This is a genomic window from Lacisediminihabitans sp. FW035, assembly GCF_054880895.1.
This window is the reverse complement of sequence record NZ_CM142187.1, coordinates 1,202,997-1,226,924: the sequence shown is the minus strand read 5'-3', so window position 1 is coordinate 1,226,924 and position 23,928 is coordinate 1,202,997. Positions and strand designations below refer to the sequence as shown.

24 protein-coding genes are annotated in these 23,928 nt (G+C 67.8%); 12 read left to right on the top strand and 12 right to left on the bottom strand.

Going from position 1 to position 23,928, the window contains the following annotated elements:
- The first annotated feature begins 111 nt into the window (after positions 1-111).
- The 12 genes from ACVXZ4_RS05880 (at position 112) to ACVXZ4_RS05825 (ending at position 10,233) form a co-directional block, all read left to right on the top strand.
- Positions 112-489 (top strand): hypothetical protein, encoded by a 378-nt coding sequence (locus tag ACVXZ4_RS05880; RefSeq protein WP_461797303.1) that lies wholly within the window; start codon positions 112-114, stop codon positions 487-489.
- Positions 476-1,396, top strand: a complete 921-nt coding sequence (locus tag ACVXZ4_RS05875; protein WP_461797302.1) for a hypothetical protein — start codon at positions 476-478, stop codon at positions 1,394-1,396. Before ACVXZ4_RS05880 ends, ACVXZ4_RS05875 begins: the two co-directional genes overlap by 14 nt.
- Before the next feature lie 11 nt (positions 1,397-1,407).
- Positions 1,408-1,605: a hypothetical protein gene (locus ACVXZ4_RS05870; RefSeq protein ID WP_461797301.1), complete on the top strand. Its 198-nt coding sequence runs from the start codon at positions 1,408-1,410 to the stop codon at positions 1,603-1,605.
- Between the two features lie 51 nt (positions 1,606-1,656).
- Positions 1,657-1,875: a three-helix bundle dimerization domain-containing protein gene (locus ACVXZ4_RS05865; RefSeq protein ID WP_461797300.1), complete on the top strand. Its 219-nt coding sequence runs from the start codon at positions 1,657-1,659 to the stop codon at positions 1,873-1,875.
- Between the two features lie 156 nt (positions 1,876-2,031).
- Complete coding sequence (locus tag ACVXZ4_RS05860) at positions 2,032-3,231, top strand: Acg family FMN-binding oxidoreductase (RefSeq protein WP_461797299.1); 1,200 nt, start codon at positions 2,032-2,034, stop codon at positions 3,229-3,231.
- A gap of 231 nt (positions 3,232-3,462) precedes the next feature.
- Positions 3,463-4,956, top strand: coding sequence for an MDR family MFS transporter (locus ACVXZ4_RS05855; protein WP_461797298.1), 1,494 nt, complete (start codon positions 3,463-3,465; stop codon positions 4,954-4,956).
- Between the two features lie 71 nt (positions 4,957-5,027).
- Complete coding sequence (locus ACVXZ4_RS05850) at positions 5,028-5,342, top strand: DUF7882 family protein (protein ID WP_461797297.1); 315 nt, start codon at positions 5,028-5,030, stop codon at positions 5,340-5,342.
- Between the two features lie 88 nt (positions 5,343-5,430).
- Positions 5,431-6,396, top strand: a complete 966-nt coding sequence (locus ACVXZ4_RS05845) for a bacteriorhodopsin (protein ID WP_461797296.1) — start codon at positions 5,431-5,433, stop codon at positions 6,394-6,396.
- Between the two features lie 142 nt (positions 6,397-6,538).
- Positions 6,539-7,180: an ABC transporter permease gene (locus tag ACVXZ4_RS05840; RefSeq protein ID WP_461797295.1), complete on the top strand. Its 642-nt coding sequence runs from the start codon at positions 6,539-6,541 to the stop codon at positions 7,178-7,180.
- On the top strand, positions 7,173-8,417 hold the full coding sequence (locus tag ACVXZ4_RS05835; protein ID WP_461797294.1) for an ATP-binding cassette domain-containing protein: 1,245 nt from the start codon (positions 7,173-7,175) through the stop codon (positions 8,415-8,417). Before ACVXZ4_RS05840 ends, ACVXZ4_RS05835 begins: the two co-directional genes overlap by 8 nt.
- The gene (locus ACVXZ4_RS05830) at positions 8,414-9,205 is read left to right on the top strand and encodes an ABC transporter permease (protein WP_461797293.1); all 792 of its coding nucleotides are present in this window, start codon (positions 8,414-8,416) and stop codon (positions 9,203-9,205) included. The genes ACVXZ4_RS05835 and ACVXZ4_RS05830 overlap by 4 nt, the downstream gene beginning before the upstream one ends.
- A complete protein-coding gene (locus ACVXZ4_RS05825) occupies positions 9,205-10,233 on the top strand; it encodes a glycine betaine ABC transporter substrate-binding protein (RefSeq protein ID WP_461797292.1) in 1,029 nt (342 codons plus the stop codon). Before ACVXZ4_RS05830 ends, ACVXZ4_RS05825 begins: the two co-directional genes overlap by 1 nt.
- Positions 10,234-10,662: 429 nt before the next feature.
- Here the strand turns inward: ACVXZ4_RS05825 and ACVXZ4_RS05820 are convergent, their stop codons facing one another.
- The 12 genes from ACVXZ4_RS05820 to ACVXZ4_RS05765 all read right to left on the bottom strand — a co-directional run bounded on the left by ACVXZ4_RS05820 (position 10,663) and on the right by ACVXZ4_RS05765 (position 23,865).
- Positions 10,663-11,307, bottom strand: a complete 645-nt coding sequence (locus tag ACVXZ4_RS05820; RefSeq protein WP_461797291.1) for a hypothetical protein — start codon at positions 11,305-11,307, stop codon at positions 10,663-10,665.
- A 153-nt stretch (positions 11,308-11,460) separates the two neighbouring features.
- Complete coding sequence (locus tag ACVXZ4_RS05815) at positions 11,461-12,303, bottom strand: patatin-like phospholipase family protein (RefSeq protein WP_461797290.1); 843 nt, start codon at positions 12,301-12,303, stop codon at positions 11,461-11,463.
- Positions 12,304-12,305: 2 nt separating this feature from the next.
- Positions 12,306-13,145 carry an aldo/keto reductase gene (locus tag ACVXZ4_RS05810; RefSeq protein ID WP_461797289.1) on the bottom strand — a complete coding sequence of 280 codons (840 nt, stop codon included), beginning with the start codon at positions 13,143-13,145 and terminating at the stop codon, positions 12,306-12,308.
- A 104-nt stretch (positions 13,146-13,249) separates the two neighbouring features.
- On the bottom strand, positions 13,250-14,278 hold the full coding sequence (locus tag ACVXZ4_RS05805) for an NADPH:quinone reductase (RefSeq protein ID WP_461797288.1): 1,029 nt from the start codon (positions 14,276-14,278) through the stop codon (positions 13,250-13,252).
- Positions 14,279-14,291: 13 nt separating this feature from the next.
- A complete protein-coding gene (locus ACVXZ4_RS05800) occupies positions 14,292-15,074 on the bottom strand; it encodes an alpha/beta hydrolase (protein ID WP_461797287.1) in 783 nt (260 codons plus the stop codon).
- A gap of 55 nt (positions 15,075-15,129) precedes the next feature.
- Positions 15,130-16,446, bottom strand: a complete 1,317-nt coding sequence (locus tag ACVXZ4_RS05795) for an MATE family efflux transporter (RefSeq protein WP_461797286.1) — start codon at positions 16,444-16,446, stop codon at positions 15,130-15,132.
- A gap of 4 nt (positions 16,447-16,450) precedes the next feature.
- On the bottom strand, positions 16,451-16,606 hold the full coding sequence (locus ACVXZ4_RS05790; RefSeq protein ID WP_461797285.1) for a hypothetical protein: 156 nt from the start codon (positions 16,604-16,606) through the stop codon (positions 16,451-16,453).
- Between the two features lie 36 nt (positions 16,607-16,642).
- Entirely contained in the window at positions 16,643-17,122 is a 480-nt protein-coding gene (locus ACVXZ4_RS05785; protein ID WP_461797284.1) for an SRPBCC family protein, read from the bottom strand.
- A 106-nt stretch (positions 17,123-17,228) separates the two neighbouring features.
- Positions 17,229-18,164 carry a quinone oxidoreductase family protein gene (locus tag ACVXZ4_RS05780; protein ID WP_461797283.1) on the bottom strand — a complete coding sequence of 312 codons (936 nt, stop codon included), beginning with the start codon at positions 18,162-18,164 and terminating at the stop codon, positions 17,229-17,231.
- A 57-nt stretch (positions 18,165-18,221) separates the two neighbouring features.
- Positions 18,222-19,493 (bottom strand): hypothetical protein, encoded by a 1,272-nt coding sequence (locus tag ACVXZ4_RS05775; protein ID WP_461797282.1) that lies wholly within the window; start codon positions 19,491-19,493, stop codon positions 18,222-18,224.
- Between the two features lie 76 nt (positions 19,494-19,569).
- Positions 19,570-22,320, bottom strand: a complete 2,751-nt coding sequence (locus tag ACVXZ4_RS05770) for a cation-translocating P-type ATPase (RefSeq protein ID WP_461797281.1) — start codon at positions 22,318-22,320, stop codon at positions 19,570-19,572.
- Between the two features lie 42 nt (positions 22,321-22,362).
- Positions 22,363-23,865, bottom strand: coding sequence for an MFS transporter (locus tag ACVXZ4_RS05765; RefSeq protein ID WP_461797280.1), 1,503 nt, complete (start codon positions 23,863-23,865; stop codon positions 22,363-22,365).
- Between the last annotated feature and the right edge of the window lie 63 nt (positions 23,866-23,928).

The following is a 23,928-nucleotide window of genomic DNA, read 5'->3' as shown; positions in this document are numbered from 1 at the left end:
GCGCCGGGGTGACCAACAGGTGAACACCGGCACCGTGCGCGCGTCGGTGGTTTCGGCTGATGGTCGACCGCCGTTAACTTCGGCGCCACCTGCGACGGCAAGGCTGGATCCATGATCGCGATCACGCTCATGATCCGCCCTCTCGATTCCTCCCTCTGGCTGGAGTTCGTGCGGCACCGCTTCCGCCGTTTCGAATCCGTGTCGCTGGACGATGACCAGCAGCTCGTCTGGATTCCCTCGGTCGGATCCCTCCTGCTCACCGATTCCTGCGACTCACTCGAAATCCAGGTCGTCGTGCGGTCGGGTACTGCCGCGAGCATGCTGCGTGCCCGCATCACCGCCGAAGTGTCGGCAGCGGTACCCGAGAGCGTCTGCGGTGATCGCCTTGTGCTGGAATGGTCCGCGTGTCGGGTCGATCCCCTCTCAGCCCACGAGCAGCTCGCTGCCCTGGGACCGGCAACCGCGGGAGGTTCCGATGCCGGCGACTGAGCGCGGGCATCCCGCGATCGCCTGGGTGGAATCCCCGCTCCAGCTCGTCGCGGCCGCGGAATGGGCGGAGTCCCAGCCGCAGAAGATAGTCGTCGCGCTGCGGATCACGAGCCCGCAGATGTCCACGACGGCCACCGAACTCCTCGCCCGTGGCGCGCGCTTCGCGCAGTGCGTGCCGTATTTCGGCATACCGTGGCAATTGCTCTCCCGTCACCGCGACTGGGCGGTCGGCGATGCGTTCTCCGGCCAGTTCCGACTCGCTTCAGCCGTGAGGGCGCCCCGGTCGCTCACGCTCCTCGATGACGGCTCGCAGGCGACCGCAATCGTCGACGCCCTCGTCGGGCGCACCAGTTACGCGCGCCCCGGCCAGCGCGAGTCGGCCCTCGCCGGCTCGCTCGGAATCCTGGCCAGGGAGCGGATGCTCTCACTCGCGGCCCGCAACACGCTGGAGATCGCCACCGCCTTCGAATTCGGCGAGGTGCGCACCGCCCTTCTCCGTGCCCAGAACATCCCCGTCACCTCCCACCGGTTCGAATGGGTGCGGCGCACCGCGCGGCCGATCAGCGTGCCGGGCAACCGGGTACTGCTCGGAAGTGCGCTGCCGACCGACGGACGGATTCCGCTGGACCGTTACCTACGCTGGGTGCGCGCCGAGGCTGCAGACTCCCCCGTCATCTATCTGCCTCACCGGCGCGAATCGGCGTCCGTTGTCGCCGAAGCCGCGTCGATCCCGGGAGTGCGGGTGTTCGACTCCGGCCTGCCGGTCGAGCTGGTGCTCGCCGGCGCGCGGGAGCCGCTCGAGGTGATCACGCTGCCGACGAGCGCGCGCACGACGCTCACGCACATCCTCGCGGGCACCGGCAGCACCATCCGCACCCGGTCGGTTCGTCGCGAAGCTCTCCGGTGAGCGTGGCCACGGTGAGTCACTCGCAGTGGTTCCTTGTCGAGTCCTGCGGTATCTGTCGCTGGACCATCCGCCACCAGGTGACCGGCGAGCCTGCCGGGGCGATCGCACGCACTCCCGCCGGCTACGTGCTCACCGACGACGAGGGCCTGCGCATCGGCAGCTTCCTCACGCTCGACCACGCCGTCGAGAGGCTCTACGACTTCGTCTGACGACCGGCTTCCCACATTGACGCCACCCGCCACAGGGCACAGAATGACCTCATGCCCCCACTGACCACGGAAGCCGCTGTCGGAAAGCTCGTCGACAGGCTCGCGCTGCGTTTCCCCAAGGTCGGCCGTGAGCACATCGAATCCACGGTTGCGGAGGAGTACGCCGCACTCTCCGGCAGCCGGATCAGCACCTACATCCCGAATCTCGTCGAGCATGGTGCGCGCTCGCGGCTGCAACACGAGGTGCGCCGGCTCGCTCCCGCCGCCTGAGGCTGGTTGTCGCCGGGCTGAGCCCGGGACCTAAGACCCTGTGAATCAGGGGTCTCTGCTGCTGGAGTTGAGCAGTCGGCATCCACGTCGGCCCAAGGAGCCCCCCGTGAATTTCGCCGAGAGAACCCCCGCCCGCGCACTGCCCCCGGTGACGTCATGACCGCGGTAGTCCACCGGACCCGGCGCGTGCTCCTCATCATCTCCGGATCCGTCGTCGGCGCGATCGCGGCACTCCTCGTCGTGGTTCTCGCAGTAGGGGGGCTGTTCACTCCCGCCCACTATCTGGATCCCTGGAAGAGCAGCTACTCGAGCCAGTTCTCCGACCCGCGTATGAAACTCGTCTCCCGCGCCTTGCTCGCTCCGAGCAGCCACAACATGCAACCGTGGACGGTGAAGCTGGATGCCGCCAACCCGGATGTGCTCTACCTCTATGCGGATGCGTCGCGGCTGACCCCCGCGGTCGACCCGCTCGCCCGCCAGGCGATGGTGTCGCAGGGCACCTTCCTCGAATACCTCCGTGTGGCGGGTCTCGCCCTCGGCTACTCGACCACCTTCGACCTCTTCCCCGACGGCGCCTACACCGAGCCCGCCCTTGCGACAAGCATGAAGACCCTTCCGGTCGCCCGCATCACCCTCGCCAGGACCGCGAGCACCTCCTCCACCGATGCGGCCTCCCTCTTCCTCTCGGATACGAACCGCAGCCCGTACTCCGGAAAGAAGGTCACGGCCGGACAGATCTCCGAGCTCTCCGTGCTCGCGTCGGGATCGGGCGCGACACTCCAGTTCTACGAGGATGCGGTCACCCGCAGGACACTGGGCGACTTCGGCATCGAGGGCACTCTCATCGAGACGAAGTACGCCGCATCCACCGCGGAGAGCGATCGCCTGTTCTACTCCACCGAGGCGAAGAAGAACGCGGCGCGCTCCGGATTCGCGGTCGAAGGGCAGGGCACCTCCGGATTCATGAAGTACCTGCTCCAGGGGCTGATCACACTGATCCCGTCGATGAACGACGACGCGGCCGGCGCCACGCGCAGCATCGCCTCGACCGCCGCCGCGGTGGCGCACACCCCGGCTTACGCGATGATCAGCACGGCGGGTAACTCCCGAGCCGAGCAGGTCGAAGCTGGCGTGCTGTACGCGCAGTTCTCCCTCCGGGCGCGAACCCTCGGCCTCGTGATGCAGCCGCTGAGCCAGGTGCTGCAGGAGTACCCGTCGATGAGCACTCCCTACGCGGAGATCCACAAAGAGTTCGCGCCGAAGGGCGAGACCATTCAGATGCTGGTGCGTGTCGGCACCGCGACCACGGACTACCCGCCGACGATGCGGCGGGACGCGAGCTCCCTGCTCCGCTGACCGCCGCCGGTGACCGATGGTGGCCGTCGCCATTGTCGTCGCCGTGCCTTCCGCAATGTCGTGGGAATACTGCAGACTATGAGAATGCTCTCCTAAAGGACGCCCGCCTCCATCGGCCGGGCTCCGCAGCATCCAGAACCTCTTCCTGCTTCTTCGGGCACCGCGGCCCCGGCGTTGCTTCGACTGCGCCGCCGGCCCCACCACCGACTGCTTCTCTCCGACGGGAATCCCATGACCAGTGCTCTCTCCACCGAATCCGCGCAACTCGCGCCCGACCACCCCGACAGCCTCGGGGCCCGGAACCGCCTCGTGATCTTCCTGCTGCTCATCTCGGTCTTCGTGATGATCCTCAACGAGACGATCATGGGCGTCGCCCTTCCGACTCTCACCAGGGAACTCGGCATCACGCCAAGTGCCGCCCAGTGGTTGACGGCGGCGTTTCTGCTCACGATGGCCGTGATCATCCCGATCACCGGATTCCTGCTCCAGCGATTCCACACCCGCCCCCTCTTCATCGCCGCGATGGGGCTCTTCACCCTCGGCACGCTGATCGCGGCCGTCGCGCCGGGCTTCGAGATCCTGCTGCTGGCCCGCATCGTGCAGGCGAGCGGCACGGCCATCATGTTCCCGCTGCTGATGACCACCGTCATGAACCTGGTTCCGGCCGCCACTCGCGGACAGATGATGGGCAACATCTCGATCGTCATCTCGGTGGCCCCCGCCATCGGACCCACGATCTCCGGCCTGATCCTCAACGTGCTCGACTGGCGTTTCATGTTCATCCTCGTGCTGCCGATCGCACTGGCCGCGCTCATCGTGGGGGCATCCCTCATCACCAACGTCACCGAGCCTCGACCGACGCGGATCGACGTGCTCTCCGTCGTGCTCTCCGCGCTCGGCTTCGGCGGAGTCGTCTTCGGGCTCAGCAACCTCGGCACGGCCACCACGCCTCTCGAGACGTGGCTGCCGTTGGCCGTCGGCGTGGTCGCCCTCGTCGCGTTCGTGCTTCGGCAGCTGCTGCTCCAGCGCAGCGACCGCGCGCTCCTCGACCTTCGCACCTTCAAGACCCGGGACTTCAGCTTCTCCATCGTGATGTTCTCGATCAGCATGATGGCGATGTTCGGCACGATCGTGCTCCTGCCCTTCTACCTCGTCGAGGTGCTGCACGTCGAGGTGATCACTGTCGGGCTCCTCCTGCTGCCGGGTGGTCTCATCATGGGCATCCTCGCGCCCTTCGTCGGTCGCATCTACGACCGGATCGGCCCGACGGTGCTGCTCGTCATCGGCTCGACGATCGTGAGCGCCGACCTCTGGGCCATGACGCTGCTCGACGAGAACAGCTCGTTCCTCTGGGTGCTCGCCGCCCATGTGGTGCTCAGCATCGGACTCGCGCTGTTGTTCACGCCGCTGTTCACCGCGAGCCTCGGCTCCCTGAAGCCGGAGCTCTACTCCCACGGCAGCGCGATCGTCGGCACCGTGCAGCAATTGGCCGGCGCAGCGGGAACGGCCCTCTTCGTCACGGTGATGTCGGCAACGTCGGCGACGCTCATCCGCTCCGGATCGTCGAGCGAATCCGCGACGGCGGCGGGAATCCACGTCGCCTTCACCTTCGCCGCGATCATCTCGCTCCTCGCGATCCCTGCGGCATTCTTCGTGCGCAAGCAGCAGCCCTCCCCACAGCTCACCGAGCAGACGGATGTCGCACCGCAGGTCGCCACGCACTGACCTGCCCGGCGATCCATCGCCGCGATCCTCGGATACAGTACTCACAGAACGTCGAGGGGCAGAAACGCAGCATGGGCAGTCTGGTGTACGGGAATTCCAGTATCGAGGTGGCGTTCGACGACCGCGCACTCATGCACCTGCAGATCGTTATCACCAACAAGCTCCGACGCAACGAGAGCTTCATCTTCACCTGGGTGAATGCCCCCGAGCTGGGAAGCGGGCGAAGCACGATCTGGCTCGACCCGAGCAGCACGCTCTACTACCGCTATTCCGGCAGTCGCATCCCGAGCATCAACCGCGAGTGGATCGAGGTGCTGATGCTCTCGGCAAACAGTGCGAGCGGACTGTTCTTCACCCCCGAACCACCGAGCGGGATGGCCTCATGACCCCCGGCGTGCGCACCCCGTCTCACTTTTCCCGCCGGATCGCAAGGCCCTCCCGCACCGCTGCGGGCAGGGCGCACACTGGACAATCATGATCCCTGCAAGCACCGCGCCCTGGAACGCGACCCTCACGCAGCCGGAGTACCTGCTCTCGCTGTACTTCCTGGTGATCGCGGGCCTCGCCCTGTTCGCGGGCTTCCTGCGCACCTGGACGACGCGCAACGAGGTGGGGTCGCGCTATCGCGGCGCCGTCGTCGCACGCCTGAGCATCACGATCGTCGCGAGCCTCAGCTACGTGCTCATCGTCACGGAATTCCTCCGCGGGTACGACGTCACCGGCACCGGCTATCGTCCCAACGCCGAGGCGATCCTGGCGTTCGCCCCGCGCTTCATGGACTGGTCGATCACCGTGCCGCTCCTCACCGTCGAGCTGCTCGCTGTGTGCACCCTTGTGGGCGCCGCCGCGAGGCGCGCACAGTGGTTCGCCGGCGGCGGTGCCTTCCTCATGATCTTCAGCGGATTCCTCGGGGCATTCATCCTCGGGGGCGGTGAGGACACCGCCCAACTGCTGGTGTGGGGGGCGATCAGCTGTGTCTTCTGGATCTTCACCACGCTCCTCCTCCTCCGGTCCGTTCGGGCCTCCGTGCCACATCTGACCCCGGAGGCGGCGAGGCTGCTCCGGCAGGCGACCGGAGTCCTCCTCGGAGGGTGGGTGATCTATCCACTCGTCTACCTGATCCAGGTCTTCGGTTTCGGTGGCGGCTGGACCACCACCATGCAGGTCGCGCTCTGCGTCACCGATGTGGTCGTGAAGATCGGATTCGGCGGCCTGATCCACCGGATCGCCAAGCTGCGTACCGCCGAAGACGTGCGAGCGGGCGACGACGTGCATCCCGAATCCATCTGGATCTCCTCGGTGAAGCAGTCGGATGCCGGTGCTCCTCGCGAGGTCTATCTCGCCGAGGGCGCCTCGATCCATCCCCGTCGGGGCAGGCCCCCATTGAGTGCGGCGGTTCCCGCTCCTCCGGACGAAGAGCAACCCGAAATCGACGACTGACCCACCGGCGAAGCCCCCGCACCGCTCATCGGGCTCGATAAGTCAAATTTGAGTTCACCGGGGCTGTCGTTAGGGTTGGTGGCGGCGTCCACCCCCCAAACGAGGGGCACGTTTCGATCAGGAAACGCGCGAGGTGTTGTCCGTGTGGCATTTTATCCAGAGCCATTTCGACCAAGTGGCGTTCTCGTCGTGGCAGCATGTGAGCCTCGTCGTGCAGTGCCTGGTGCTGGCGACGGTGGTGGCCGTGGCGCTCGCCGCCCTTGCCTATCGCAGCCGCATCCTCAGCTCGGCAGCGAACACCCTCTCGGCGATCGGCCTCACGATCCCGGCATTCGCCCTTGTCGGGCTCGTCATCGCCCCGCTCGGGTTCGGCGTGCCGCCGGCGGTTGCCGTCGTCACCTTCTTCGCGACCCTGCCGATCCTGCGTAACACCGTCGTGGGCCTCAACGGCGTCGACCAGGCCGTCGTCGAGTCGGCGCGCGGCATCGGAATGGGACGTGCGCGCACTTTCTTCCTGGTGGAGCTTCCGCTCGCCTGGCCGGTGGTCCTCGGCGGCATCCGCGTTTCGGCGCAGATGGTGATGGGGATCGCCGCCGTCGCGGCCTACGTGCTCGGCCCCGGCCTCGGCGGCTTCATCTTCTCCGGCCTCTCCCGTCTCGGGGGCGCCAATTCACTCGAGTCCGTGCTCACCGGCGTCATCGGAGTCGTCCTGCTCGCGCTCATCCTCGATCTCGCTCTCGTCGGTCTCGGCCGGCTCACTACACCTAGGGGTATCCGTGTCTGAAACCACCACCACCGAAGCACCCATCGTCAGCGGCAAGTCGATCCTTCTCGAAGGAGTAACGAAGCGCTACCCCGGCCAGAAGAGCCCCGCCGTCGACGGCATCACGCTCGAGATCCCGGCCGGGAAGATCGTCATGCTCGTCGGCCCCTCCGGCTGCGGCAAGACCACGACCCTCAAGATGATCAACCGGCTGATCGAGCCGACCGAGGGTCGGATCGTACTCGGCGCTGAAGATGTGACCGACATCGACGGCGATGAGCTGCGGCGACGCATCGGGTACGTGATCCAGGCCGGTGGCCTGTTCCCCCATCTCACCGTCGCGGCGAACATCGCGATCGTGCCGAAGATGCTGGGCTGGGACAAGAAGCGCATCGCCGACCGGGTCGACGAATTGCTCGAGCTCGTCTCCCTCGACCCCGCCGACTATCGGGACCGTTTCCCCAAGGAACTCTCTGGCGGCCAGCAGCAGCGGGTCGGTGTGGCGAGGGCCCTCGCCGCCGATCCTCCGGTGCTGCTGATGGACGAGCCCTTCGGTGCGGTCGATCCGATCACCCGCCAGCGCCTGCAGGACGAACTCCTCCGCATCCAGGAGGAACTGCAGAAGACGATAGTGATCGTCACCCACGACTTCGACGAGGCGGTGAAGCTCGGTGACTGGATCGTCGTGTTCAGCGACGGCGCCCACATCGTGCAGTACGACACCCCGGCACGGATCCTCGCGGAGCCGGCGAACGAGTTCGTCGAGAACTTCATCGGGTCCGGAGCCGGCCTCAAACAGCTCACCCTTCGTCGCGTCGGCGACGTCGAGCTCGCGGGTGCTGTGATCGCCCACCCGGGTGAGGTCGCCTCCGAGGTGCTCGCCCGCGCCCTCGCAGCGAAGCACAACCATGTCGTCGTCGTCGACGAGCGAGAGCGGCCCCTACAGTGGCTGTCGAAGCGCCAACTCGGTCGCCTTGAGACGATCACTGCGACGCCGGAGGACCGCCTGCCGGTGGTCGGAAGCCGTGCAACTCTGAACGACGCCCTCGACACCATGCTCGTCTCTAGTGCGGGCGCCGCCCTCGTGACCGGCAAGCGCGATCGCTTCCTCGGGGTGATCGACGTGGAAACAGTGATGGACGCCATCACCTCCGCTCGGGCCTCGGCCGCAGCATCCGCCGCCGCCCCGACAGGCACGAACTCCGGCGAGATCCCCCTTGTACCGGCACCGGAGATCACCGAGACGACCGCAGCATGACGACCGTCATCGACGGAGTCGTCACGCCGACTACCGGCGAACGCCGGCTGCGCGCGCCGGTCGGCACGGCATCTTGGCGCGGGCTCATCGTGCAGCCCATCGCGATCCTGGTGGTGCTCGGTTGCTTCATACTCTGGCTCTCGCTCGCGCCCATCACCGCTACCGAACGCACCACCCTTGCTCCGGCTGCCCTCTGGGGGGCGACGCTCCAGCACCTGTCGCTCACCTTCGTGTCGGCGGTGATCGTGCTTGCGATCGCGATCCCCCTCGGGGTACTGCTGACCCGGCGGCGGTTCCGCCGCCTCGGAGTTCCGATCCTCGCGATCGCGAACATCGGACAGGCCGCCCCCGCAATCGGACTCGTCGTACTCCTCGCGATCTTCATCTCCTCCGGTTACTGGGCATCGATCCTCGCCCTCGTGCTCTATGCGGCCCTTCCCGTGCTGCGCAACACGATGATCGGGGTGCGCGGGGTCGACGAACGGCTGGTCGAGGCGGGACGCGGCATGGGCATGAGCGCGATCGCGGTGCTGTTCCGCATCGAGCTGCCCCTCGCTGTGCCGGTGATGCTCGCGGGCATCCGCACCGCCCTCGTGCTGCTGGTCGGTACCGCTGCCCTCGCGGCGTTCGTGAACGGCGGTGGCCTCGGCATCCTCATCGTCACCGGAGTCAACCTCTACCTCTACAGCGTGCTCGTCTCCGGGGCGCTTCTCATTGCGCTTCTCGCGCTCTCGATCGACTGGCTCGGCCGCATCGTCGAGCAGGTCGCCCGTCCGAAAGGACTGTGATGACTCGCACCGCCCCTAATCGTCTCGGCCTCACTGGTCTCGGCCTTAGTCGACTCGGCCGCACCGCCGCCGTCGTCGCCGCCGGAATGCTCGCTCTCACCGGGTGCGGCCTTCAGCCGGCCACCGCGTATGTTCCGGCGGTCTCTCGCGGATCGATCGCGCCGCTCGATCTCCCGGCCGGCGCCTCGATCACCGTCACCTCGAAGAATTTCACCGAGCAACTCATCCTCGGAAAGATCGCCGTGATAGCCGCGAAGGCTTCCGGATTCGCGGTGACCGACCTCACCAATGTGCCCGGCAGCGTTCCCGCCCGGCAGCTGATGACCTCCGGTGGCGCCGACATGATGTGGGAGTACACCGGCTCGGCCTGGCTCACCTATCTCGGTAACGCCAAGGGGATCCCCGACAAGGAGGAACAGTACCTGGCTGTGAAGAGGGCGGATGCGGCCAATGGCCTCACCTGGCTCCAACCGGCTCCGCTCAACAACACTTACGCGCTCGCAATCCGCTCGGAGGAGGCAGAGAAGCTGGGGATCACGAAGCTGTCGCAGATCTCGACCCTTCCGGTCGCGGACCGTACTTTCTGCGTCGAACCGGAGTTCAACTCCCGCGTCGACGGGCTGAACCCGATGCTCACGGCCTATGGCCTCACCCGCGGCAAGGCGAGCAGCGTTCCGGCCTCTGCGGTGAAGGTCTTCGACACGGGAGCCGTCTACACGGCGACCGATCGCGGCACCTGCAACTTCGGTGAGGTCTACACGACCGACGGTCGCATCAACAAGCTCGGCCTCACCGTGCTCGAGGATGACAAGGCGTTCTTCCCCGCCTACAACGTCGCCGCGGTACTCAACTCGGACACCCTCGCGAAGTATCCGGGACTCGAGGGCGTCTTCGACAAGATCTCCCCGCGGATCACCGAGACCACCCTGAGAAAGCTCAACCTACGGGTGGATGACGGCGGAGAAGAGCCCGCCGACGTCGCCTACGAGTTCATGGTGAAGAACGGCTTCATCGGTCCGAAGAAGTAAGGGCGGCTCGCGAGCCGTGCGCGGTGCCGCGGGCGCCTGCGCTGCCCGAGGTCGCAGGCGGTAGTTGCACCGGACCATGTCCTGCGGCACTTCGGGATCTCGGCGCGGTCCCGGGATTGCCGAGGTGCTGCACGACATCGACCTGGCGAACTCGAGCCTCCGTCAGACCACACCGCGGCGGCCGGGCTCACATCGCTTCCCACCCGTCGGCGCGCCGGGGACCAAGCCCCGACGGGCCGAGGGCGGATGGTCCCCGGACCCGGCGGCGCGTCGCCGCGAGCAGACGGCGTGTCGCGCGAGCATCCGCCTTCGGCCGGTCGCGAAGCCCTCTCCGAAGGTGGCGAGAGAACGATGTGCCTGCGAACCCGTACGGTGCTGCACGGCACCACGCCCGACGGCACCACGCCCGATGCCCGGGTGCCGAGGCGGCTAGAAGCCGCCGAAGTCTCCCCCGCCGAAATCGCCGCCGAAGTCCCCGCCGCTGTCATAGCCGCCATCCCAGCCGCCGGAGTCGGCAGCGCCGGAGTCGGCAGCGCCGGAGTCGGCAGCGCCGGAGTCGACGGCCCCGGCATCGGCCGCGCCGGCCTCTGCGGCACCGGCGTCAGAGCCTCCATCCATCGGCATGAAGCTGCTCACGAGGGCGGAACCGATGACGTAGCCCGCGACGCTCCCGAGGAGCGAGCTGGCGAACATCCCGCCGAGCCCGGCCCCGCCGGCGCTGCCGCCGAAGGCGGACCCACCGAGAGTGCGGGTGAGCGTGCCCGGCTGCTGCAGCTCTGCGCGCGTTGCGGCCTTCGCGAGGGTCGCCGGTGCGGCATCCGTCGGGCGTTCGCTCGCATCGGAATTCGCGTCGGCGTTGGCCGTGAGCTTCTCGAACAAAATGTCGCGCTGCTGCGGAGTCAGCTTCGAGAACGCCTCGGTGTGCACCTTTTCGATGGTCTCCGGCGGCGCGGTGCGCAACAGATATTCGTAGCGCTCGACGGCGATCTCGTCCTCACTCCGAGGTTTCGCGGCCGCCGGACGATGCGGGGCCGCCTGCTCCTCGCGGCCGAAGAGTCGATCGAAGAATCCCATGGTCCTGCTCCTCTCGGGGGCCGATACCACCTATCCTCGCGGTGGATTCTTGCGAAGCGCTGCATGTCCGCCAGAAGGGGACGGGCAGTCGCAACTCGAAGTCGCAGGCGAACCCGGGAGGACGAGGCCTTCCCCGCGAGACTGCCCGCCCGGCTAGCCGAGGAACGCGGCGATCTCGGCCGCGATACGGCGGCCCTGGTCGCGCCCGGCCAACGCCGACACGGATGCCGTTGCCGGGTCGAGCGGATTGCTTCCGAATGCGAGGATCGACGCTTCGTCTGCGCACACGACGTGGACGCGGGCGGGCTCGAGCGCGGCAAGCTCGTGGGCCGGGATCGCGACCGGCTGGTTCGCCTCGGCGAGCGGCGCGAGGATGAGCACCGGATCCGACCCCGCGGCGAGGTCGGAGTTCGCGATCGTGCGTACCCCTCCGTCGGTGTAGCGCTGGCCCTCGATCTCCACGGTCGGCCAGATGCCGGGGACAGCGCAACTCGCGGAGACGGCATCGATCAGATCGACCCCAGAATCGCGGTCGAACACGCGCAGCTCCCCGGTCTCGGCGTTCACCGCGGTGATGAGCAGCCTGCGGTCCGGCCACTGTTTCACCGTGAGGCGCGCGCTGATGACCGCACGACGGTCGCCGGAGGCGACGGTCGTTGCATCGAGGGCGAACCGCCCGACACGGCGACGCCCCTCCTCGGCCGAGGTCACACCGTCGAGCAGTTGCGCGAGTTTCTCTTGAAACTCCTGCACATCGAATTTCGCGCCGACCTCGGCGGTGTGCTGTTCCAGCTGTTGCTCGAACAGGGTGCGCAGCGGCACACCGCCGGCCACCTGCGAGGCCACGACCGACCCCGCTGAGGTGCCGACGTAGGTGGAGTCCGCATCGAGAATCCTCGATGCGGCCGCGGGTTCGCACTCTTGGATTCCGAAGAGCACGCCGACCTCCCAGGCGATTCCGGCGATTCCGCCGCCCGCCAGTACCAGCGCGGTCATCGTCAGGACTTCGGCACGTAGTCGAAGGTGTCGGGATCGGGGCCGGTGCGCTCGTGGCGATCGAGCTCCGTTATCGACTGGATGTCGTCATCCGCGAGCTCGAAGTCGAAGATGTCGAAGTTCTCCTCGACCCGCGAGCGAGTGACCGACTTCGGGAAGACGATATCGCCGCGCTGGATGTGCCAGCGCAGGGTGACCTGCGCGGGAGTCTTGCCCACCTTCTCCGCGATCGCGACGATGACCTCGTCGTCGAGAACTTTGCCCTGGGCGATCGGCGACCAGGCTTCGGTCGCGATGCCATGCGCGGTGTCGAACGCGCGGAGGGTGTCCTGCACGAGGTAGGGGTGCACCTCGATCTGGTTCACCGCGGGAACGATGCTGGTCTCGTCGAAGAGTCGCTGCAGGTGGGCGCCTTGGAAGTTGGAGACACCGATGGCCTTGATGCGTCCCGACTCGTAGAGCTCCTGCATGGCCTTCCAGGTCTCCACGTAGTCGCTGACCGTCGGCAGCGGCCAGTGGATGAGGAAGAGGTCGAGGTAGTCGAAACCGAGCGCCTCGAGGGTGCCGTCGAACGCCCGGAGCGCCGCATCCCGGGCGTGGAAACCGTTGTTGAGCTTGCTGGTGACGAAGATCTCAGAGCGGTCGAGCCCGGACGACGCCACAGCCTCGCCGACCTGCTTCTCGTTGCCGTACATCTCGGCGGTGTCGATGTGACGGTAGCCCACCTCGAGCGCGTCGAGGGTCGCCTGCTTCGTCTCATCCGGGGTGATCTGGTAGACACCGAATCCGAGCTGTGGGATGACGACCCCGTTGTTCAGGGTGATCGTGGGTACTTCGGTCATAGTGCTGTTTCTCCTTGCGTTCGTTGCGTATCCATTGGAGGCCAACACCGCGCGCGTGGCGTGTATGCCCAGCGATTGCCCAGAAAAAAGGTGGGCGCAGTCGGTCAGGCCGCGGTGATGTCGATCAGCACCTTGCCCACGATGTCGCCCTCGACTGCGGCGTGGGCGCCTGCGGTCTCGGCCAGCCGGTACCGGTGAAGCGGCAGCCCGGCGTCGTCGCCGATGGGCAGAGCTCCGTCGACGATGGCGGCGGCGATGTCCTCGGCGGCGGCATCCCGCGCATCCTGCCCCTGGGTGTACAGAAGCTGGAACTGGTAGCGCACATTGAGAGTCATGAGCACTCGGATGTCGAGTACAAGCGGATCGCCGGTCGTCGCGTAGACGGCGATCGATCCCCGGTTGCGGATGACCTTGCCGTCGAGCTCGGCGTTCTTGTCGGGCGCGACCTCGACGATCAGGTCGACACCGTCCGGGGCGAGTCTGCGGATTTCGAAGGCGGCATCCGTCTGGCGATAGTCCACGACGTGATGGGCGCCCGCTGCCCGCGCCAGCGCGGCTTTCGCGGGTGAGCTGATGGTGGTGATGACGGTCGCTCCGGCCCAGCGGGCGAGCTGGATGGCGGCATGCCCGACGGCGCCGGCCCCGCCGGCGACCAGCACGGTAGTGCCGGCAAGTGCTCCGGGAGAGAGTCGGGAGGGGCCGTCCTCCGCAACGGTGAGCGCGCGATGCGCGGTCATCGCCGGCACACCGAGGGAGGCACCGAGGTCGAAGCTCGCGGCATCCGGAAGTGCGTATACGCGATCCACCGGCAGCACGGTGAACTCCTGCGCGGTGCCGCCGTGGGCACTCCGGTACGCGGCGATCGCGGTCCAGACCCGATCCCCCACCGCGAACCCACGCACACCCGCTCCGACCGCATCGATCACGCCGGCACCGTCCTGGTTCGGCACGACCTCCGCGAATTCCGCCGGATCCCCCGGCCGCGATCCGCGACGGGTCTTCCAGTCGGTGGGATTCACGCCCGAGACGACCATGCGGATCCGCACCTCACCGGCCTCCGGTTCCGGCACCGGCCGCTCGACCAGGTGGAGCACGGAGGGATCGCCGGTTTCGCTGTACACGATTGCTTTCATGATGGAACCAACGCTACGCCCCAAAGAACTCCACCAGGATCGGCGCGAGCACGGCCTGGTCGACCCCGTGGTTCTGCCCGTCGACGGTTCGACGCACTCCGTGAACGACGGCCGATGAGACACCCTCGGCCGCGCGCGCCGCCCAGGCTGGGCTCTCGCCGCCGTCGAGAGCCAGCACGGGCACGTCGACGACGCCGAGACGATCGGCCGGCACGCGTCCGTCACCGGAGAGCGCGATGTCGTGGGGAAGGGTGAGGGCTGTGCTGATCATGCCGGACCACCAGGGTGCGGCACTCATGCCGGCGACGGCGGCGGCCGGCATACCGGTGATCTGCAGGAAGGCTCGAGCCGCCGCATCCGCGTCTCCCGCCGCGATCGCCGCGGGGAAGCCGAAGTCTTGCCTGGGTTCTGGATGCTCCGGGTCGAAGCTGTAGGGCGGTTCATAGACCGCGAGGCGGGTGATCGGCACGCCCGCCATGGCCGCCTCGAGGGCGATGATTGCGCCGGAGGAGTGCCCGTAGGCCATCGCGGTACCCCCGGCCGCGGTCACCACCGCGGCGAGATCCTCCACCTCCCGCGCCACGGTGTCCTCGGCATCGGGAGTGCCGGCTCCGCTGTCGCCCCGACCGCGGCGGTCGTAGCTCAGGACGGTGAACCGTTCGGCGAGGAGCGTTACCAGCGGGTAGGGCGAGAGTCGGGTGTTGAACGCTCCCCCGGTGACCACCAATGCCGGACCGCGGCCAACGCGGTCGTAGGCGATGTGAGTGCCGTCGGCCGATGCCGCGAATTCGGTCATGGGGTCTCCCTCGAGGTGTGGACTCCATACACCCTCACCGTGCAAGGCCGTCGAGTCAAGAGCGAGTCGATGAGGCGACCCCCAGCCACCGGCTGCCCCGCACCCGCAGACCGAGGGCCAGCGCCCGTGCACCGATGTAGCCGAGCCCGAACGCCGACCAGACGGCGAGCGCACCGTGCTGCGGGCCGACGGAATACAGCAGGGGCAGGTAGATCGCCAGAGTGAGGATGCCGCTGAGCGCGAGGTACCGCCCGTCGCCCGCCCCGATCAGCACCCCGTCGAGGACGAAGACGAATCCCGCCAGCGGCACCCCGACGGCCATCACGAGAAGCACCGGAGTCAGGGAGGCGAGCACGTCGTCATCACCCGTGAACACGCGGCCGAGCACCGGCGAGACCGCGGCGACGATCACTCCGATCAGCAGACCCGCACCGACACCGAAACGCACCAGTCGGCCGGTAAGGACTCGCACCCGGTCGGGTCGGGCCGCTCCCAGCCCGTGCCCGACCATCGCCTGGCCCGCGATCGCGAGCGAGTCCAGCACGAACGCGAGCAGCGAGAAGACCGCGAGCGCCACCTGCAGGGTCGCCAGGCCGGTGACCCCGAGCAGGCTGGCGGCGAACACCGTTGCGAGCATCGCCGCCCGCAGTGATGCCGTGCGCAGGAGCAACCACCCCCCGGATGCCGCGGCCAGCCTCACCCCGGCGAGTCCGGGTCGCAGTCTCGCGCCGGTCGCACGGGCGGCCCGCACCACGGAGACGGCGAAGAGGGCCGCCATTGCCCACTGTGCGATGACAGTGCCCGCCGCGGAACCCGCGATCCCCCATCCGAAGCCGTAGATGAGCAGGGCGTTGAGGGCCGCGTTTGCCGCGAATCCCACCCCGACGATCAGGAGCGGGGTGCGGGTGTCCTGGAGTCCGCGCAGCAGTCCGGTCGCCGCGAGCACGAAGAGCATCGCGGGCAGCCCCCAGGCGGAGATTGCGAGGTAGCTGACGGCGGCGGCCGAGACGTCCGGAGCGACGCCGAAGGCCGCGACGGCAGCGGGCGCGAAGACGACCCCGAGCACGAGGAGCGCCGCCCCGACAGCGAGGGCGAGCCACGCGCCATCCACTCCGGCCCGCACGGCCGCACGGCGGTCCCCGGCTCCCAGCAGTCGCGCGACCGCCGGGGTGGTCGCATAGGCGAGGAAGACGAGCAGGCCGACCGCGGTCTGCAGCACGACACTCGCGATGCCGAGGGCCGCGAGGGAGACGCTGCCGAGGTGGCCGACAAGGGCGGTGTCCACGAGCAGGAAGAGGGGTTCGGCGACGAGGGCTGCGAGAGTCGGAACGGCGAGGCCGAGGATCTCGCGATCGAGCGGATGGACTCTCACCCGGTCAGCGCCGCCGCAGGCTGATCACAAGCGCGACCACCACAACGATCACGAGAATGACGAGTGCCGTGGGAATCCATCCGGTGTCGAACGCCCTCCCTGTGTCGTCGCAGTCCGGCACACTGGGAATGCATGAGAGCCGCACCGTCAACAGGGTCATTCCCCCAGCCTATTGAGTGGGCCGTTGGGCACCGACTCAGCGCGAGCGCTCGATCTCCGCGACGATGCCCGGCAGCACTCGGGCCATATAGGGACCCCAGAGGAATTTGATGATCGCTGCGAGCGGCAGCCCGTAGCCGGGCTTGGAGTGGAAGGTGTACCGCCAGCGGATCAGCGTGCCGTTCGGGGCCATGGTGAAGGTCCACTCGGCCCGGGCGCTCTCCACCATGACGCCGAAGATCTTCTGGAAGTCGGTGAGGTTGTAGGCGAAGAATTCGAGGCGGTCCACGTTCGTCGTGTGCTCGATCACGCTTCCCCCGTCGGAGAGCATGAGCTGGCGGGTCTGCCCGACCCCGTCCCAGGCGCCGGTCTGGTCGCGCACCTCGACGACGGCGGGAAGGAGGCCGGCCTTGGGATAGAGCCCAACCGGCGTGTGCATCGTGGCGACATCCCAGGTGTGGTCGAGGGATGCCGTGGCGAGCAGTTCCGTGATGGCGGTCGCGCTGCGTCCGGACATTCGATTCCTCATTTCCCTGACGATGACTGGTGGTTCGGAGCGGAGCGAGTGGCGGATTGCCCGGGTGACACAGCCGCGGTCTCCCAAACTACGCTTCTGGGGCGGACTACGGGATGAGCGCGATCTTGCCGCCCGGATGCCCGGCGGTCAGCACGGTGAGGGCGGCGATCGCGTCAGCGAGAGGATATGTTCGCGCCATCGGCACCACAAGGGAGCCGGCCCCGGCGAGCGCGATGAGCTCTGCGCGCACGGCATCGCGATAGGCCGCGCTCGCGGGAAGGGCGCCCATTATCACTCGGATGCCCGCACCCTCCGCCCGCTGCATTGCGGCGATCGTGACGATCCGGCTGCGGTCCGCGACCAGGGCGAGCGAGACATCCACCGCCTCATCGGTGCCGACGGTGTCGAGCGCGGCGGCGATGCCCTCGGGAGCCAGGCGCCGCACGCGCTCTTCGAGACCCTCGCCGTACGCGACGGGCTCGGCGCCGAACCGCTCGAGCACCGGGAAGCTGCCCTCGCTTGCCGTGCCGATCACGCGTGCCCCGAGCATTTTCGCCTGCTGGATCACGCTCACCCCGACCGCGCCGGATGCGCCGTGCACCAGCACGGTGTCGCCGGCGGAGACCGCGGTCACGTGCAGCATCTCGGAGGCAGTGGTGGCCGCAAGCAACAGGTTCGCCGCTTCCGGAAACCCGAGCGACGGGGGTTTCGCGAACACATTCCTCGCGTCGACGGTGATCGCCGTGGCGTACCCACCCTGCACCCGGAACGCGATCACCTCGTCGCCGACCGCCCCTCCGCCGGAGGCGAGGGTGGTGTCCGCACCGATCGCGGTGACGACCCCCGCGACCTCGTAACCGATGGCGATCGGCAGGAGGGAGCGATCGGATCCGCGCGCGACGTGCTTGACGTCGGCGGGATTCATGCCGGCGGCGCGCACCGCGATCGTCACCTGCCCGGCTGCGGGAGGGGCGACCTCCACATCGTCGAGGCGGAAGACATCGAGCCCCCCGAAGTCTGTTGCGACCCAGTGCTGGTCCACGGCTGCGCCTCCTCGAGTCACGGTGGGAAAAGATCAGGTTAGCCCCGTCGCGAGGATTCAGCGCGCGAGGGGGCCCCATTCCATCGTCGCGAGACGGAACTTCGCTCGGCGCACAGCGGTGCCCGTGGCGGTACCCGCAGCGAGGATCGAGTTGTCGTCGAGCTTCAGTAGGAGGTAGGTCACACGGGCCGATGCGGAGACCGTGGCCCTCGTGCGCCGGATCCGGCTGCGTTGCACCACCTGGTCGGTCGTGATGTCGGCGGGTGGGACGACGACGACGTGCGTGACCCCGCCGGCCGCGCGGGCGATCGACTCCCGGGTGAGGGCGCGCGCCAATGCGCTCGCCGCTCCGCCAGCCGTTCCGGAGATCGACGCGAGGAACGCTGTGATCTGGTCGCCCACGGCGGTTACTGCCGCGAGTGCTCCATTCGCTGCTGTGCGCTGCGACCGGTGTTCGGCACTCGTGGCCTTCGCGAGGCTCGCGATGACAGCCGCGAGTTCGGATCTGTCCGTCGCAAGGGTCGTCGCGGTGGACGTGAGGGAACTGAGGGCGACGAGCAAGTCGCTGGGGGTCTCGAGCACCCGCGCCGAGTCGTCGAGCACTGTGGATCCGCCCTGGGAGAACTGCAAAAGGGCTCGGATGGCCAGGGTGCGAGTGACCGTCGCGGATGCGGAGGCGTCCTTCGATTGCACGGAGGCATCGGCCGCGAACAGGGTCGCGACCTCCGTCAGGGCGCTCGCCGCCACGGTCGCGATCGTCACCGCTGTATCGATCCCGATGAGTCGTCTACTGTCGTCCGTCGCCAGGGCATCCGTCGCGGAATCGTGCACCGTCTTCGCCGACGAGAGCAGGAGGGCGATGGCCGCGGTGAGCTCGCGGTAGGCCACGACCGAGGCGATGAGATCCTCATCGCTCGTCACCAGTGCACGGAAGGGAGCGCCAGCAGGAAATGCCGAGCGAAATCCGTCGGCGAGCTGTTCAGCGGCCGAGTCCATCGCGAGTTGCGCCAACTCGGATCCCCGGAATACGGCGCCATCGCTGAAGGAGACTGCCCCCACGGGAAGTGCGCTGAGTTTCGGTAGCGCCGCGGTCAACCGGGTCACCAGTCGATCCGCCTGCGCATCGGCGTCGTTCCGTGATTTCAGCTCCAATTCGAGTCGCGTCGCCGCAAGGGAGAGGGCGTTGGCGGCTTTGGCCTGGGCGTTGTCGATACGCTGCTTCTCGGCCTCCGCCTCCGCCTTTCCGGCGTCGGACCGTGCTTTGTCGGCAGCTGCCTGGGCGGTCTCGCGAGCGATTGCGGCATCCGCAGCGTCGGTTTCGTCGGTCATTCGATGCATCCCGTCGGGTTCGGTCAGCTCACGGGTGGTGGGTGAGGGAAATCTAGCGCGAGATCCGAGCGGGGGTCTAGAGGATCCGCGTGCGGGATCTTCGCTGACCGAGCATCCTCGCACTCTCCCGGATGCCAAGGAAGACGGCCGCGGCGCTGACGACGAAGGCCCAGTCGACCGGGCCGAGGGGCGCCGTGCCGAAGAAGCCCGCGACGAGAGGCACATACAGGATGACCCCCATGATGCCGATCGCGAGGGCGATCGCCAGCCAGAAGGCGCGGTTGGAGAACTGGTAGCGAGTGAAGAATCCGTGGATACTGCGGCGCTGGACGATGCTCACGAGCTGGGAGACCATGATCGTCGCGTAACTGATGGACATGGCCGGCGCAAGCACGTTTGACGGCACCGAGCCGACGAACGGGTCGACCCCGCTGCGCTGGTAGAACAGCAGGTAGTTCGCGATCGAAAAACCCCCGATGAGCGCTCCGCACCAGGCGAGGTCCCACAGCGACCGGCGATTGAGGATGCGCGCTCGAGGGTCTCGCGGAGCCTCCTTCATCGTCTCGCCCTCCTCCGGATCCCGCCCGAGGGCGGCGATCGGGAAGATCTCGCCCAACAGGTCGATGGCCAGGATCTGCAACACGTTGAGAGCGAGGGGCACGCCGTAGAGCGAGGTGAGGCCGAGACTCACAGAGTTGACGACGAACTCCGCGACGTTGGAGGTGAGGCAGCTGAGCACGCCCTTGCTGATGTTGCGGTAGATGGTGCGCCCCTGGCGGACGGCACCGACCAGGGTCGCGAAACTGTCGTCGAGCAGCACGATCTCGGCCGCCTGCTTCGCCACATCGGTCCCCGACTCCCCCATCGCGACGCCGATGTTCGCGTGGCGAAGGGCGGGGGCGTCGTTGATCCCGTCCCCCGTGACGGCCACGATGTAGCCGGAGTCCTTCACGAGGTCGACGATGCGCACCTTGTCCTCCGGGGCGACCCGGCTGAACACCGTGCCGCCGTGGAGGGCGTGGGCGAGAACCTCGGCGTCAGGCATCGTCGCGAGTTCGGTGCCGGTCACGATGACGAGTCCGTCGTCCCCGGCGAGTCCGGCCTGCCGGGCGATCGCTGCGGCGGTGAGGGAGAAGTCGCCTGTGACAATGTTGACTTTCACGCCGGCAGCGAGCACGGCGGCCATCGCGTCCGGCACGGTGGTGCGGATCGGATCGATCATCGACACCAGGCCGAGCATCGTGAGATCCTTCTCGATCACCGAGAGGTCGTCGCTCGCGGCTTCGGCAGCCGTGATCGAACGCCGCGCGAACGCCAGGTTGCGAAGTGCCCGACTCGCCTTCTCGGTGTGGAGCGCGAGAAGGGCGACACGGTCTTCCGCGGTGATGGGTCGTATCCGCGTGCCGTCGTCGATCGTCGAACACCGGGAGAGGATGCTTTCCGGCGCGCCCTTCACCCAGGCCGTGACCGCACCCGTGGCGTCGCGGCGCATCGAGGTCATCAGTTTGCGCGTCGAGTCGAACGGCAGCTCGCCGATCTCCACGGCACCGGAGAGCAGGGCCGCGCGGTCGATGCCGGCCTTGTCGGCCGCCACGAGCAACGCCCCCTCCGTCGGATCGCCCACCACATGCCAGTGCCGGATGTCGTCGCTCGGTGGCACCAGCCGCGCGTTGCTCGCGAGCACCCCGACAGCGAGGAAGTCGCGCAACCGCTGATCCGCATCCGCCGTCCCCGGCTCGATCCGGCCGGTCGGGTCGTATCCGATTCCGGTGACGCGATAGGGCGTCGTCCCGACCACGAGTTCGGTCACCGTCATCTCGTTGCGGGTGAGCGTGCCGGTCTTGTCGGTGCAGATCACGTGCGTTGCTCCCAGAGTCTCCACCGAGCTCAGCCGCTTGACGAGGGCGTTCTGTTTCGCAAGAGCGCCCGCTTCGGATGCGAGGGCAGTGTTCACCTCTGCAGGCAGGCCCTGGGGGATGAGGGCACAGGCGAATCCGACGGCGAAGAGCATGGCCTCCTTGATCGGGAGGTCGGCCCGCACGGCGATCACCAGTACAACGATCGAGACGGCGCCGACGCCATAGCTCACATACTTGGCGATGTTGGAGGTCTCGAGCTGGAGGGGACTCCGGGTGGTCGGAGCGGACTGGCTCAGCCGGGCGATCCGGCCGAGTTCGGTTTGCAGGCCCGTGGCGACGACGACGGCGATGGCCTGGCCGGTGGCCACCGTCGTTCCCGCGAAGGCCATGTTGTGACGATCGGCGACCGGTACTTCGTGCGGGATCCGGTTCGCGTTCTTACGGGTCGGATCGCTCTCCCCGGTGAGGGCGAACTCGTTGGTCGAGAATGCGGTCACCTCGATCAGTCGCACGTCGGCGGGCACAGACACCCCTTCGGCGAGTCGAACGACATCCCCGACCACGAGGCTCTTCGACTCCACCTCCACGAGCTCCCCGTCGCGGTAGGCCTCACTGGTGGGCGCAACGAGCCTCTCCAGCGCCTCCATCGTCTTCTCGGCGCGATACTCCTGCACGAATCCGATGAGCGTGTTGAGCGCGACGAGCCCCACGAGCACGGCGGCTGTTCCGAGGTCACCGAGCACCGCGGTGATGGCCGCGCTCGCCAGCAGCAACACGATCATCCAGTCCGCGAACTGGCGAAGGTAGCGCCGGAGTGCCGATTCCTTCTTGAGTTCGACGATGACGTTGCTGCCGAACCGCGACCGGTGCGATATCACCTCTTCGGTGCTCAGCCCGGTCGGCCTGGTCTCGAACTCACCGATGACCGCGTCGACGGCGTCGAGATATGCGCCTGCTGAGACGGTCATCTCGTCGGGTGCGCTGCGCTGGCCTTCGACGATTCCATGGGGTCAGCCTAGGTGTGCCGCCGCCCGCCGACGGCTGGTGGCCCGCAGGTCCACCAGCCCGAGTGCAAGAGCAGCGACGGAGAACACCATCGCCGCGATGACTCCGGTCACGATGGCCGCCGAGAAGTCTTGCGGATGCTGCGCAGGCGAGCCGGGGGAGGTGGAGGCTGCGCTGCCGGCGAGCACCGCGAAGAACACCGCCCCGATCGCCGCCTGGCCTATCGCGGCCCCGACGCGCTGGGAAGTCTGCAGCACTCCGCCGGCCGATCCGCCGATGCGCCTGTCCACATCCGCGAGCGACAGTGTCTGGTTCGGAGTGATCACGGCACCTCCTCCGACGCCGATCAGGAAGAGGGGAAAAGCGAGCCGGAGGATGATCGCGCCGGGGTCGGTGAGCGTTGGCGCTGCCGCCACGACGATCGCGATCCACGCAGCCCCCACGATGAACAGGCTGACGCCGACGACCACGAGCGGCCGACCGATCCGCGGCACGAGTCGGCCCGCGATCGGAGCCGACACGGCCGAGCCCACGGCGAGCGAGGTCACGGCGAGAGCGGCCTGGAGCGGCTCGAACCCTATCCCCTGCTGAAGGTAGAGCGTGAGCACGAGGGGAAGCCCGGTGGAACCGCAGAAATACAGCAGGATGAAAGTGACCCCGATGGTGAACGAAGGCTGGCGGAAGAGCCGGAGATCGAGCAACGGGGATGCCTCGGCCGAGGTGAGTCTCGCCTCCCGCCGCAGAAACAGGGCCGCGAAGGCAGCACCCGGCAGGATCAGCAGGAAGATCCAGCCCGAGCGGAAGGTGCTGAACTCCACGATCGGGAACAGCACGCAGAGCACCGCGATCCCGAGCAGTATCGCGCCGGGCACATCAAGAGTCTGCCGTGTCGTGCCGGGCGGTGTACGCGCCTCCCGCACCCAGGCGAGGGCGAGCACGATGGCGGTGATGCCGATCGGCAGGTTGATGAAGAAGACGAGTCGCCAGCCGAATTCGGGGCCGCCGACGGCGATGAGCAGCCCGCCGACGACGGGACCGAGCGCCGTCGCCACGGCGAGCGCGAGACCGAGGCGGCCGAAGGCGCGGCCCCGTTCGGAACGGGGGAAGGCGTTCTGGATATAGCCGGACACCTGGGGGCCGAGCACTCCCCCGAAGAGCCCCTGCACCACCCGGGCCACGATGATGAAGACGGGATCGGGCGACAGGCCGACGGCCGCGCTCGCGACGACGAATCCGACGAGACCGATGATGAAGATGCGACGGCGGCCGCCGATGTCGCCGAGCCGGCCGCCGATGATCGGCATCAGGCCGAAGGCGAGCACGTAGCCGGTGACGATCCACTGCAGTTCCGACGGGCTCGACCCGGTCGAGCGCCCGATCGAGGGAAGGGCCACGTTCGTGACGCTCACATCGAGGAGCGCGGCGAACTGGCCGAGGAGCAGCACCCAGAGCCCGCGCCAGCGCCGCGGATCGGGCGATGTCTCGCTCGTGCCCCGTGCATCCGTCATCTCGCGCCTCTTCCCACTCCCAGTAGATCAGAAACGAAGTGGGCCGTCGGTCTGGCGACCGGG

Bases quoted from the DNA above. Each gene is read 5' to 3' on its own strand.
- ACVXZ4_RS05880 (WP_461797303.1), top strand. From the start codon at position 112: ATGATCGCGATCACGCTCATGATCCGCCCTCTCGATTCCTCCCTCTGG.
- ACVXZ4_RS05875 (WP_461797302.1), top strand. From the start codon at position 476: ATGCCGGCGACTGAGCGCGGGCATCCCGCGATCGCCTGGGTGGAATCC.
- ACVXZ4_RS05865 (WP_461797300.1), top strand. From the start codon at position 1,657: ATGCCCCCACTGACCACGGAAGCCGCTGTCGGAAAGCTCGTCGACAGG.
- ACVXZ4_RS05860 (WP_461797299.1), top strand. From the start codon at position 2,032: ATGACCGCGGTAGTCCACCGGACCCGGCGCGTGCTCCTCATCATCTCC.
- ACVXZ4_RS05855 (WP_461797298.1), top strand. From the start codon at position 3,463: ATGACCAGTGCTCTCTCCACCGAATCCGCGCAACTCGCGCCCGACCAC.
- ACVXZ4_RS05850 (WP_461797297.1), top strand. From the start codon at position 5,028: ATGGGCAGTCTGGTGTACGGGAATTCCAGTATCGAGGTGGCGTTCGAC.
- ACVXZ4_RS05845 (WP_461797296.1), top strand. From the start codon at position 5,431: ATGATCCCTGCAAGCACCGCGCCCTGGAACGCGACCCTCACGCAGCCG.
- ACVXZ4_RS05830 (WP_461797293.1), top strand. From the start codon at position 8,414: ATGACGACCGTCATCGACGGAGTCGTCACGCCGACTACCGGCGAACGC.
- ACVXZ4_RS05825 (WP_461797292.1), top strand. From the start codon at position 9,205: ATGACTCGCACCGCCCCTAATCGTCTCGGCCTCACTGGTCTCGGCCTT.
- ACVXZ4_RS05820 (WP_461797291.1), bottom strand. From the start codon at position 11,307: ATGGGATTCTTCGATCGACTCTTCGGCCGCGAGGAGCAGGCGGCCCCG.
- ACVXZ4_RS05815 (WP_461797290.1), bottom strand. From the start codon at position 12,303: ATGACCGCGCTGGTACTGGCGGGCGGCGGAATCGCCGGAATCGCCTGG.
- ACVXZ4_RS05810 (WP_461797289.1), bottom strand. From the start codon at position 13,145: ATGACCGAAGTACCCACGATCACCCTGAACAACGGGGTCGTCATCCCA.
- ACVXZ4_RS05805 (WP_461797288.1), bottom strand. From the start codon at position 14,278: ATGAAAGCAATCGTGTACAGCGAAACCGGCGATCCCTCCGTGCTCCAC.
- ACVXZ4_RS05800 (WP_461797287.1), bottom strand. From the start codon at position 15,074: ATGACCGAATTCGCGGCATCGGCCGACGGCACTCACATCGCCTACGAC.
- ACVXZ4_RS05790 (WP_461797285.1), bottom strand. From the start codon at position 16,606: ATGACCCTGTTGACGGTGCGGCTCTCATGCATTCCCAGTGTGCCGGAC.
- ACVXZ4_RS05785 (WP_461797284.1), bottom strand. From the start codon at position 17,122: ATGTCCGGACGCAGCGCGACCGCCATCACGGAACTGCTCGCCACGGCA.
- ACVXZ4_RS05775 (WP_461797282.1), bottom strand. From the start codon at position 19,493: ATGACCGACGAAACCGACGCTGCGGATGCCGCAATCGCTCGCGAGACC.
- ACVXZ4_RS05770 (WP_461797281.1), bottom strand. From the start codon at position 22,320: ATGACCGTCTCAGCAGGCGCATATCTCGACGCCGTCGACGCGGTCATC.
- ACVXZ4_RS05765 (WP_461797280.1), bottom strand. From the start codon at position 23,865: ATGACGGATGCACGGGGCACGAGCGAGACATCGCCCGATCCGCGGCGC.